Raw genomic sequence first — 12,042 nt, forward strand, 5'->3', positions numbered from 1 at the left:
CAAACAACCATATCAGTTTTAAAGTTTGGTTGAAGTTATTTGGTTCAATATACCGTTTATTTTAAGTTTTACTTTTTGCGGTTTTGGCGAGGCAATGCGGTAATGGGTAATCTTACCATCTCTCCAGCTCATATCAACTGTAAAATTGCCACGGGCTTTTAGTCCTTTAATTTCGCCAAATGCTTTCCACGCGTCGGGTATAGCGGGCAACAATTCGATAAAGCCATCGTGACTCTGAATGAGCATTTCGGCAATACCTGCTGCAGCACCAAAGTTTCCATCAATCTGGAATGGTGGTCCGGCCGATAACATATTTGGATAAACCCCGCCACCGGCACCGTAATTCATATCGGTACGCAAGGTAGGTTTTAAAATTTCCCTTAAAAGCTTAAAAGCACGGTTTCCATCCAGTAAACGGGCCCAGAACAACTGTTTGTAGGCAATCGACCAGCTTGGTCCATCGTCACCGCGCACTTCCAGTGTTTTTTTAGCAGCCTCGGCCAAAGCAGGCGTAGTTACCGGCGTAATTAAACCAGCCGGATAAACGCCGTATAAATGTGAAATATGGCGATGTTGCGGATCGGTTTCCTTGTAATCTTCCAGCCACTCTTGTATGCGGCCATCTTTGCTGATTAGTCCAACCGGCGGGATGGATTTTAGTTTTTCCTCTAGTGAAGCACTGAACGTGGCATCGGTTTTAAGCAATTTGGCTGCAGTAATTACATGGTTAAAAAGCTCGCGTACAATCTGGTTATCAATGGTTGGTCCCATCGAAATGCTGGCCGTTTTTCCATTCGGCAGATAAAAAGTATTCTCGGGCGAAACCGATGGTGAAGTAACCAGCCAGCCTGTTTTCGGGTCTTTAACCAGGGCACTTTTATAAAATTCGGCCGAACCTTTTAGTACTGGATAAATGCTTTTCAGGTAATTTAAATCCTGACTAAAGGCGAAATGATCCCAAAGGTTACTGCATAACCAGCCTGAACCTGCATTGGAGGCACCCCATGAGGCACTTTCTCCCGGTTCTGTACATCCCCATACATTGGTAATTACATGGGCAATCCATCCGTTTGCATTGTAATAAGCTTTTGCGGTTTTTGCGCCCGGTATGGTTAAGCTCCTCACCAGTTCTGCCAGGGGCAGATTAAGTTCCGAAAGGTTAGCTTGTTCAATAGCGAAATGGTTCATTTGCACGTTCACATCCAGGTGGTAGTCGCCATTCCATGGGGTATTGATCTGGTTGGCCCACAAACCCTGCAAATTGGGTGGCAAAAGTCCGACCCGGGTACTGCTGATGCTTAAATAGCGGCTAAATTGAAAAAACAGGGCAGCTAGCGAAACATCGTTTTGGTAGTCTTTGTAGAAATGCTCGAGCCTTATATCGGTAGGTAGTTTAGCGGCTTCGCCTTCGCCCAAATTGATTTTTAAACGGTTAAAAAGCTTCGCAAAATTAGCATTGTGTTTGGCCAGTTCAACTGCATAGGCCGTTTTTTTGGCCTGTTGCAAAGTATTCTTAACACGTGCCTCAAAATCAGCATGTTTAAAATTGGTTTCTGCTGCAACGTAAATCAGTATTTCGGTAGCATTTTTTATCTGAATGATATTATCTGTGGTAATTACCGAGCCACCTTTAATACTTGTACTTACCCGGCTCTGGTATTTCATGCCTTTGCCATCGGTGCCATTATCCAGCTGACCAAACATCAACAGGTCCTTACCTTCGCTGGCCAAAGTCGCTTTTTCGGGCCTGCTTATGGAAATATTGCAATTTAGCTTTCCGGGCTGATCAGCCGTAAGGCGAATAACATTTATATCATTATTAAAACTGCAGAAATATGCTCTTTTATATTTTACGCCGTTGAGGGTAAATTCGGTTGTAGCCACTGCCTTATCCAACGATAAAGTTCTTTTGTAAAACGCTGGTTTTACGTCTTTTTCACCAGGATACGTATAATCAAGCTGCAAATTACCCAGGGTTTGGTATTTTCCCCAGATTGCACCGCCCGAGCCTGGTCCTTTACAAACAAAATCGCGGTTTACGAGTGCCTGGGCCTCATCGTTTTTGCCTTCCAGTATCAGTTGTCTGATTTTAGGAAGACTTTTGTAAGCTTCGTAGTTGTTGGCATCCTGCTTGCCCCCACTCCATAAAGTAATATCGTTCAGTACAATCTGCTCTCTCGTTATTCCCCGTCAGGGGTCATGCCCAGCTTGCCATTACCAAGTGGTAGTGTTTCTTCCCAAATTTTGGCAGGTTTATCATACCAAAGGCTTAGGGGCTTTTGCTGGGCTGTGGCATTTTTACCAATGAGAAGCGAAAAGCACGCAATAACAGTAAGTTGTTTTAAATACATTAGTTTCATTTGTGTGTTGTTGATCATACAAACAATCGTCATTTCGAGCGGAGTGTAGCGAAACCAAGAAATCTATTAAAGATCTCTCCGTTCCACTGCGTTCCAGTCGAGATGACGACCGCTTAAGAGGTTTACTGCTTGTTCCAGAACCTGATTTCACTCATATTGCTATAGTTACCATCGCCTGTGGTTACATGTTTAATCCGGATGCGAATATAACGAATCGGTTTGCCTCCATTATCCAATTCAGATGTAAAAGGATTTTTACCATCGTCTGATCTGGTAATGTCTTTTAAAAGTACCCAACCTTTACTGGTTGCTTCGGCCGGCCATCCGCTGTTACTGGCCGATAAGCTAGTAGTTGCATTGGTTAAATCGGCAGTTCCCCAAACTTCGAAACGATCGGGATTATTACAGCAATCGCGGCCGGTTTCCTCTATCCGCGATAAATTGGTGTAAACCTTGCCCAAATCGAAAGTAATTACATGTGGCATACCACTGTTGCCTGCGCTGTGGAAAATATTGGGATAACCTTGTGGCCCAACACTTCCATCCCACAACTTACTAATACTGGTTCCCGATTCGTAAGTTGGGGCATCACCCGGTAAACGCACTTCGCTAAATAACGACCTGTCGCATAGTACATAAGTAAAGATTTTAGGGAAGGTCGAAAAATCTGATACCGTAAATATATCCAGCGAACCTTTACCGGGGATAAAAGCTGATTTGTAAAGAATATCTGTCCCGGCTTTATAATCAGTAAGGGTAATAGCAGTATCTTTTGGTAAAAGCGTTTTATCTACGCTGGCTCCGGCATTATTGGTGTAACGCACAATGGTATTCACATTAATGGTGTCGGGTGTATTAAAATTGAGCTGAACCGAACCATTGCTGTTTACCACATAAGGGTTGGTAGCGTTGTAAGGCCTGTTTAACAATCCCGATTGGTAAAGCGGACCAAAAACCCGCACATTTCTGGCCTCAATTGGGATAGACCTGTGCCCTTGCGCGTCGTAAGAGTAAACCGTAAAAGTATAGGTATATTCTTTCAGGTTCGAAAGGATTACTTTAACGGTATCGAGCGGATTATGCGTGGTCGAATTCACCACCGCCGAATCGCCGTTGTTGTTCCAGTATACCACGTATTTGGTTACACTTGGGTCGGGACTTGGGTTCCACCAGAGTGCAGTGCGCAAGTTGCCCGGTTTGGTAATGATGTTTGCCACACGACCGGGATAAACCATCTCGCCATCTTTTAAAAATTCTTTAAAAGCAAGATCATCTTTGGTACAGCTGATGATCAGGGTTACCAGCAGCAGCAACAAACCACTTATTTTATATATACTTTTCATATCTGAAAATTTATCTTCTTTTGTTAATCAATAACTATCTCGGATCGCCGTAAAAGGCCATTTCCATGGCATGTGCAAACGTACCGCTCGACCATGTTGTGCTTACCGATAAACGGATATAACGCACTTTAGGGTTAGTTAAGGGGAAATTGAAACTTACACCTGCTTTTACAAAATCGTTATCTGCAGTGGTATGCGCTACCGGAGTGGCACCAGACGGCGGATTAGGATAATTGTAATTGCCCATGTTAATCCAGTCGCCGATAACCGTTCCTTCGGGTGCCGATAAAGGCAATTGCGCATCGCGTGGGGCAGCTACATCAGAACCCCATACCGAAAACACCTTTGGATTTCCGTGACCAAATGCAAATTTATCGCCACCATCGGGTCTTTCCCATAAAATAAAGCGGCTTAATTTAGCGCTTATGCCTAAACCAAAAGTCGCAATTGCAGGCATTGCACCACCTGGCGCGGTGTGCCAGCCATTAGAGTTCCCATCGGTTTTTCCATCCCACAGATAAGGTAAATCCCAGCCATATGCAATAACTCCATCAGATGGTAGTCTGTACTGAAAGAATTTCCCCCTATCCAAAAGGGTTTCGAAAAATGGGGTAATGGTTTTGTAGGTGGTATCAGAAATGTTCCCAAAGTTATCGGTAACGTAGTAACCAATTTTTTTGGCCACAGGTGCATAGCCCCTAACCGAATAACTGATTACATCTGTTTTGCCATAATGCTGATCGATCACATCAGAACTGTTGTTATCGTTTACCGAAAGCAAAATAACACCGAGATTACTTTTTGCAGGGTTGGTTCCGGTAACTTTAATTCCACCGAAATCTGGCTCAGCATTGATACTGGGTTTGGCCAATAAATAAGGTGGGGTATCGGGATTAACCTTAACCACAATCGGATCTGATTTAACCTCTGCCCTGCTTACCGCATACAGGGTAACATCGTAACCTTGTTTTTTAGCAAAACCATCAACCATAATCGAATCAGAATAATAGCTCGATTTAGTTTCGCGAGTGGTTACCCCGTTTATTTTATACTGCGCCAACACATACAAAAGATTTTTAGAATTGGGCAAAGAATAGGTAATGTAAGCTCCGCCATTAAAATTATCGACTTTAACGTTGGTTACCACTCCCGGCTTGGTCATATCTGAAGAAGCAGGATCGTTATAGCTTTCCATTTTTTTGCAGGCTGCAAGGCTTGCCAAAACAGCAGCAATAAGCGCCAGGTAAATACTATGTTTAATATTTTTCATGTTGTTTAATTTAAACTACCAATAAGGATTTTGAACAAGGTTTGGATTCACTACCAGATCGGAACTCCTGATAGGCCACAGGTAATCTTTCAGGCCAAAAACAGGAATGAACTGGGTAGTTGGCCGGTAATAGTTTACGGCATCAGCATTGTTAATGCTCCAACCCTGTATCGGGCTGCTTAGCACGGCCTGCAATTCTTTCCACCTTCTTAAATCCCATCCGCTCTGGCCTTCAAAACACAACTCAATTCTTCTTTCCTGATGGATAATTTGCCTTAAACCATCTTTGGTATTAAACTTATTCGGACTTTTTGAAAAGTTTGTCCACGAAATTTGTACCCCTGTAAACCAGCCCTTTGACGCACTTTATCGATGTAAGTAAACACATCTGCAGTTGGTCCGTTAACTTCGTTTAAAGCTTCGGCATATAAAAGGTATAAACCCGCTAAACGGATTAATGGCATACGGAATGGCGACGACTGAAAACCATCATCATAAACTGAGGCATAGCTCACCAGTTTTTTAGGCCAGTAACCGGTGATGTTCAACCTGATATTATCGCTTGGGGCGGCAAAACCACTTCCCCTGGCCGAAACATAGTATAAAGGTGCACTGGGGCTATCCTGAAAGTTACGGCCATTGCCAAACCAGATACCGCCATCGAAAGCCATATCGGCATAAAAACGGGTTTCGCGGGCAAAGTGACCTTTAATGGTTTCGTAGCCTTGCTGAATATAATAACGACTGGCATTATCGCCCGCTTTAATCGTGTTCCTGCCAGCATAGTCCCAGGTCTTATCCTCCGCAATCGGTACGCCATTTACGGTATAAAAAAGTTCCTGTGTTGCAATCGGAGCAGAAAAAGTAGAGGGATTAGAGAAAATATTTACCGCCGATTTCGCTGTAAGCCTCGGTGTAGAAAAACCCTGATAGTTAAACTCGGGGTTGGAAGCCCATATAATTTCAGAATTGAGTTCCCATCTTTCGGCAACAGCATTCTGCACATCCAGTTCTCTTTTCAACGAATCGGATAATTTACCAACGGTTGAGGGTGCACTAAAAGTATATAATTTAATGCCTTGTGCTTCGGCAGCTGTGATGGCTATTTTAGCCGCATCGGCAGCTTTTTTCCATTTTTGCGCATCGTAGGCAGCCGGGAAAAGGCTTATCCCGTCTTTATCTTTAAAACCTGCATAATCCGGATTGCCGTTAAACAACGGACTTGCAGCCGTGGCCAGCACATCGGCTTTAACCGAAAGGGCAATTACACTGGTAATGCGGCCCAGCTCTGTAGCCTGACTGCTAATCACTGCAGGTAAATCTGCCGCAGCTTCGTCTAAAAGTGATACAATGTAATCAACAGTTTCATCAACAGGTACTCTTTTTACCCGCACTTCGTCGGTTGAGCTGTTGATGGCCAGGTTGGTTTTAATTAAAGGGATTGGCCCGTACATTTTAAATAAAACGTAATGGTAATAAGCTTTTAAGAATTTGGTTTCTGCAATCCAGCGTTTCTTTTCAGCAGCCCCAAGGTCAATTGGTTTGTCGATGTTTTCGAGCATGATATTACAGATCCTGATCGAACGCCAAAGACTGTAACTGCCTTCCTGCCCATCCCAGGTATTTAAACCGGGTCTCGCAGCAGTTTGTGTTCCGCGCAACAGGTTAAAACCTGTAGGATTAAAACCCTGAAAATTATCGAGCGTATTCGAATAAATTAACTCTGATGAAGTGGTAAAGCCAGGATTGGTAGCCATATCATTCATGCGCTGCAAATAGGCATAGCAAGAATACAGGTAGTTCTCGGCCTCGTTCCGGTTCCTGAATGCATAATCTAATGTACCAATGTCATCGGGGGTAACATCGAGGTATTTTTTACAGGATGCAAAAGTGCAAAGCATTAAAAGGATGCAACTGTATTTGAAATATGTTTTTATCGTTTTCATTATAAGGTTACGTTAAGACCAACATTGAACACCTTTTGTATTGGATAGGCAAAACCGTTTCCGCCCTGCTCGGCATCCCATAATTTGAATGGGCTCCAGGTAAGCAAGTTTAAGCCGTTGAAATAAATGCGGCAGGAGTTTAACTTAATTTTGCTAGAAATGCGTTGTGGAAGCGTATAACCCAGCTCTACCGATTTAAGGCGTAACAAACGTCCGTTTCTCATCCACCAGGTACTGGTTTGTGCATTATTTTCCAAATCGACAGCATTTACAGCCAGTCGTGGGTAAAGCGCATACAGGTTCTGGTTTTCCGGCGACCAGTGGTTATCGGCAAAATCTTTCAGCAATTGTGTATTGCCCAGTATATATTGCTGATTACTTGGCACAAATGGACTAACCTTAGTCGGATCGATAAAGAAAGTCATGCGGTCTTGTCCGGTAAAAAATGCCGAAAGATCGAAACCTTTGTATGATGAGCTGAAACCAAAACCATATACGATCTCAGGCGATTGTGGAAAACCGATATAAGCTTTATCGGCCTCATCAATTCTACCATCGTTGTTTAAATCGCGGTATTTAATATCTCCTGCTCTTGGTGGTTTGCCATTGGGCGAGAAAATCTGCGTTGGCGAATTCTGTACTTCTTTATCATCCACAAATAAACGTTCGGCAATGTAACCAAAGTTGCGGTTAATGGCTTGTCCGGTGGTATAACGGTAAGCTTCTGCCCACTGCGGCTCTTCGTAATTGATGTATTTGTTTTTGGCAAAAGTAAAGTTAGAACGTACGGCAAATGAAAAATCGTTCACCCTGAATTTATAATCGAGCGATAAATCCATACCTCTCGAGCGCGCCTCACCTACGTTTGCACCAATGCCCGATTCCAGTCCTAATGTTGTAGGCAGGTTGGTACGCGGCATATAAATATTGTAGCGGTAGTTGTTGTAAAACTCGGCAATAAGGCTCAGATCTTTAAAAAATGTTGTTTCCAGCGCTACGTTGGTCTGTCTTGAAGTTTCCCAGGTTACATCCTTATTTTCGTAATTATTAATGAACACACCATTACGGTTAGATGCGCCATTAAATCCAAACTGGGCATAATTTCCGCCACCATTTAGGTTAACATCCGAAATATAGAAAAAGCGCTGCGCACCAATGGCATCATTACCTACAATACCGTAACTAGCCCTTAATTTTAAGCGGCTAATCACGTTGGCCAATCCACCTGTCCAGAATTTTTCGTTGGAAAGTACCCAGCCGGCACCAATGGTTGGGAAAAAACCGAAACGGTGGTTCTCAGAAAACCTTTCCGATCCGTTATAACCAAAGTTAGATTCGATAAAATAACGGCTCTTATACGAATAGGTTAAACGACCGGCCAAACCTAAATTGCGGTAAGGAAGCGAATTTTGCAAAGAGCTTGCATTGCTGTAAACCGATTGCTGGGCTGTACCAATTAAAGTACCGCTAACATTATGGCTACCAAAGGCTTTATCGTAATTTAATGAGGCCTGGGCATATAAAAAGGTATTGATATTGGTACCTCCCGGATAGTAAGACAAATATTCTTGCGCAATATTTGGTGCTCCACCTGTTACCGAAGAGTTAAGCCAGCTTAACACATAAGTATTGCTCTGTTTATCGTAAGAGCCAATGTTATAATAAAATGGCGAATAGGCACGCTGCGAATCAAAATATGAATAGCGGTTAGTGCTGAAAATCGTTTTAAACGAAAGTCCTTCGGTAAAGAAATCTAATTTCTGGTTGAGCTCAAACTGGGCCGACATGCGCGATTCGGACGAGTTTTTATGTCCGCGAAGCATAGCTGCATAAGGGTTATTATCTAAAATGCTGTTCTGCCCTGAGCCTCCCCTGTTGCCAAATAAAATGTGCTGTGCATTTTGGTTGGCAGCATCGGCGGGGTAAAATGCCGGAAAAGAAACCGGACTGGTATGAACGGCAATGTTGTACAAATCGGTAGAAAAACCACCATCAGTTGCCAGCGGACCGTTATACTCGCTAAAATTACCCGATAAGCGCACCACCATTTCAGTAGTCTTACTTAAATCGATATTGATGTTGGAGCGAAGCTGATAGTTACGGAACTTGATATTGTTATCGTTGTTATTGCGCGAATCTTCTTTAAGTACCCCATTATCTAAATTGTATGAACCCGCGATATAGTAACGGGCAACACCACCGCCACCGCTAATACCCAAATTTGCCCGCTGTGTGCTGGTGCGCTTTTTAAAGAGCATATCCAGCCAGTCAACCGCCGGGTAAACGTATTCGTTATAGCCCGGGCTTTTATTTACCGTCGCCTGCGTATTGATGATCTGGTTTGGCGTAAACATGGGATCCATCCCCCTGCCAATCGATGCTTCGTTAAAAAGCCTCATGTAGGTAATCGGATCGGCCAGTTCTAAATTCTGCACCGATTGAGAAGCCGATTGCTCCAGCCTGAAATTGATTTTAGCCTTCCCTTCTTTACCCGATTTGGTAGCAACCAGAATTACGCCGTTTGCCCCCCTGGCGCCATATAAGGCAGTGGCACTCGCATCTTTTAATATCGAAAAGCTTTCAATATCATCAACCTGAAGGCGTGCCAGATCAGAACTGGTTAGCTCTACGTTGTCAATCAGAATTAACGGATCTCTTTTATACCCGAAAGTAGTTACCCCGCGGATAAAAAACTGCGAATTGTCTTGCCCTGGCTGCCCGCTGCGCTGGTAACCAATTACACCGGCTATCTGTCCGGAAAGGGCATTGGTTAAATTGCTCGATGGAATTTTAAGGTTACCTACCTTTACGGTGGTAACCGAGCCTACCAATGCTTCTTTACGTTGTTTCTGACCAAGGGCGGTAATAACCACCTCTTCCGAGAGCATATTCTCTTCGGCCAGTTTTACGTTAATTACATTGGCAGCGCCAACAATTACACGGTGCTCGCGATAGCCCACATAAGAAAAACGCAGTTGCTCGCCCGGAGTTACATCGAGTACATACTTACCATTGTTGTCGGTTTGCGTACCCACATTTACTTTATTAACTACCGCTACAGTAACACCCGGAAGGCCTACCCCGAGCGTATCGGTAACTTTACCTGTAATGGTTTTCTTTCCTGCCTGCGAAAAACCCTTTACAGGCATAAAAACCAGAAAAAACACAAAGATTGAACCCGTCAATAACAGTGCGTTTTTTAATTTGCTAGGTACCCGAGAGTACCCGCACAAAAATAATTGCTTCATTTGCCAATTAGCTTTTAATGAGTAAATCAAATAAGATTATAATAGGTAAAAGATGAATGCGACGCACTCCTAACTGCCTGTTGCCATGGGCCACATTCGAGTTTCAGCGATAGCAGAATGATCTGCTTTAGAATAAGTTGTAAATTTCCTCATATATTTTGGTTGGTTTGGTTAGCGGAAACCAGGAGCTAGAAAAAGAATCAGACGACTATTGAATTGCTGTTTATCATGGATAAGCGGTTAGGCCCCTCCATGCTGGAATATAAACAAATTTCTATCCTATCCTATACTATCCTATTTTTTCCGAATACAATGATAAACAAAAAAATCTATATTCCAAATGTGTAGGTGAAATTTCAATTTATAAGTTCATTGGCCATTAGTTCATTAGTCCCAGCCATAGCGCTTGCGCAAATCCCGTCTGATAATTGTTTATTGAACATTGGTTATTAGTTCATTTGTCCCACACATAGCCAATCCGTCATTTCGAGCGAAGCATAGCACAGCCGAGAACCATATAGTGCTCAGCGAAGCTAAATCTATTTATGATAATTAAACATTAGTTATTACGAGTTGCAAACCAACTATGCTAGCATGTAAGCAGAGAAAATAAAAAACACAAAAGCCATTAAGACAATTAAAACCATATGATAATGCTTTCCCCCGTTTCTCCATATAAAGCTGATACAAATTCAAGAGAAACAAAGTGCTCGAACTGTTTAAGCCGGCATTAAAGGTGTGAAGCACCAATTTTTAAAATAAGAAATGGTTGCTGCCAGAACCGTAAACAAGATGAAACTGATAATCATTGTCGTTCCCAGGCCTGTGCTGCTAAAGTGAGTTTCTTCTGATCAGTTTATTTTCCATTATATGCTTAACCGGATTTAAGCTAAGTACAAACTCGGCCGCTAATCGTCCCATTTCTGCAAAATCAATTGAAAAGGTGGTAATGCCATCAAAAATAATCTCTTTCACGTTGTCGTCGTTGTGCGAAAGGATGCCTAAATCTTTCCCTACTTTTAAACCCTTTACTTTGGTATCTTTCAGCATTTCCCAAAGTTCAAGGTTGTGGATGGTAAAGTACACCTTATCCGGTGCAATGCTTCCGGATTCGTAATGGTTTTTGATTACACCATTAATATTAAATTCTTTTATAAAACGCTTAAATGAGATCAGCACTTCATTGGGTTCGGCTGATGAAGGTTTAAAAAAGAAAACAAATTCAGAAAATGCTTTAATGCGGGGTGCCAGTTGTATGAAAGCATTGTACGATGCATTTTCAAACTCCTGTACTATGTAAGAGTACTCCCCTTTTAATGCTACGTAGCGATCTACGATCAGCAGTTTTTCTTTCGGCAACTGTTCCAGTACTTCTTTGGCTTCATTACTTTCTATCGGGCAATTACATACAAACCATACTGACCTTTATTGCTGTTAATAATGGATTCGAAAACACCGAAGTTATTGTGGTGGAAATAGACATCTACCTGAATGTTTTCACCCAGGTGGTCGCGGAAATTCTGATAAAAGGTTTCCTGAAAAGTATCGAAAGCGTAAATTAACAAACATACCTTTAGGTGCTGCTCCGTATCGTCGGTAGCTACAAAATAGCCCCGCCTGTTTTTCGACTCTACAATCCCCCTACTAATCAGCTCTTTATAGGCTTTACCAATGGTTTCTTTGGCATAACCGGTTTCGCGCATCATTTCATTAACCGAAGGCAGAATATCGCCTTTGGATATGTATTTATGGTTTAAGCCATTAATAATACTCTGTACCAACTGTTCATGTTTCGAAAAAGCATTAATGATGCTTAAATCCTTGATTTCGTTGAACAGTTTTTCCTTATTCATGCAGCGTTATGCGGTTAGTAAT

Annotated in this window: 9 protein-coding genes; all 9 read right to left on the reverse strand. The window is 42.6% G+C overall.

Features of this window, described 5'->3' with window-relative positions; all coding sequences use genetic code 11:
• Nucleotides 1–18 precede the first annotated feature (18 nt).
• Nucleotides 19–2,184 carry a glycoside hydrolase N-terminal domain-containing protein gene (locus tag G7074_RS24995; RefSeq protein WP_370526657.1) on the reverse strand — a complete coding sequence of 722 codons (2,166 nt, stop codon included), beginning with the start codon at nt 2,182–2,184 and terminating at the stop codon, nt 19–21.
• Nucleotides 2,181–2,360 carry a glycoside hydrolase N-terminal domain-containing protein gene (locus G7074_RS28040; RefSeq protein ID WP_370526571.1) on the reverse strand — a complete coding sequence of 60 codons (180 nt, stop codon included), beginning with the start codon at nt 2,358–2,360 and terminating at the stop codon, nt 2,181–2,183. The genes G7074_RS24995 and G7074_RS28040 overlap by 4 nt, the downstream gene beginning before the upstream one ends.
• 122 nt (nt 2,361–2,482) lie before the next feature.
• Nucleotides 2,483–3,703, reverse strand: coding sequence for a DUF4998 domain-containing protein (locus G7074_RS25000; protein WP_166211923.1), 1,221 nt, complete (start codon nt 3,701–3,703; stop codon nt 2,483–2,485).
• Nucleotides 3,704–3,737: 34 nt separating this feature from the next.
• Nucleotides 3,738–4,973, reverse strand: a complete 1,236-nt coding sequence (locus tag G7074_RS25005; RefSeq protein WP_166211926.1) for a DUF5000 domain-containing lipoprotein — start codon at nt 4,971–4,973, stop codon at nt 3,738–3,740.
• A 15-nt stretch (nt 4,974–4,988) separates the two neighbouring features.
• Nucleotides 4,989–5,216, reverse strand: coding sequence for a RagB/SusD family nutrient uptake outer membrane protein (locus tag G7074_RS27755; protein ID WP_370526573.1), 228 nt, complete (start codon nt 5,214–5,216; stop codon nt 4,989–4,991).
• Between the two features lie 32 nt (nt 5,217–5,248).
• Complete coding sequence (locus G7074_RS25010; RefSeq protein ID WP_255456757.1) at nt 5,249–6,919, reverse strand: RagB/SusD family nutrient uptake outer membrane protein; 1,671 nt, start codon at nt 6,917–6,919, stop codon at nt 5,249–5,251.
• Complete coding sequence (locus G7074_RS25015) at nt 6,919–10,068, reverse strand: TonB-dependent receptor (RefSeq protein ID WP_240916410.1); 3,150 nt, start codon at nt 10,066–10,068, stop codon at nt 6,919–6,921. The genes G7074_RS25010 and G7074_RS25015 overlap by 1 nt, the downstream gene beginning before the upstream one ends.
• Before the next feature lie 930 nt (nt 10,069–10,998).
• A complete protein-coding gene (locus G7074_RS26830) occupies nt 10,999–11,526 on the reverse strand; it encodes a substrate-binding domain-containing protein (RefSeq protein WP_205944121.1) in 528 nt (175 codons plus the stop codon).
• Between the two features lie 32 nt (nt 11,527–11,558).
• Complete coding sequence (locus G7074_RS26835; RefSeq protein ID WP_205944122.1) at nt 11,559–12,020, reverse strand: winged helix-turn-helix domain-containing protein; 462 nt, start codon at nt 12,018–12,020, stop codon at nt 11,559–11,561.
• Nucleotides 12,021–12,042: the final 22 nt, after the last annotated feature.

The sequence above is a fragment of the Pedobacter sp. HDW13 genome (genome assembly GCF_011303555.1).
In the GTDB taxonomy this organism is placed as follows: domain Bacteria; phylum Bacteroidota; class Bacteroidia; order Sphingobacteriales; family Sphingobacteriaceae; genus Pedobacter.

Bases quoted from the DNA above. Each gene is read 5' to 3' on its own strand.
- G7074_RS26835 (WP_205944122.1), bottom strand. From the start codon at position 12,020: ATGAATAAGGAAAAACTGTTCAACGAAATCAAGGATTTAAGCATCATT.
- G7074_RS28040 (WP_370526571.1), bottom strand. From the start codon at position 2,360: ATGAAACTAATGTATTTAAAACAACTTACTGTTATTGCGTGCTTTTCG.
- G7074_RS25010 (WP_255456757.1), bottom strand. From the start codon at position 6,919: ATGAAAACGATAAAAACATATTTCAAATACAGTTGCATCCTTTTAATG.
- G7074_RS25000 (WP_166211923.1), bottom strand. From the start codon at position 3,703: ATGAAAAGTATATATAAAATAAGTGGTTTGTTGCTGCTGCTGGTAACC.
- G7074_RS25015 (WP_240916410.1), bottom strand. From the start codon at position 10,068: ATGCCTGTAAAGGGTTTTTCGCAGGCAGGAAAGAAAACCATTACAGGT.
- G7074_RS25005 (WP_166211926.1), bottom strand. From the start codon at position 4,973: ATGAAAAATATTAAACATAGTATTTACCTGGCGCTTATTGCTGCTGTT.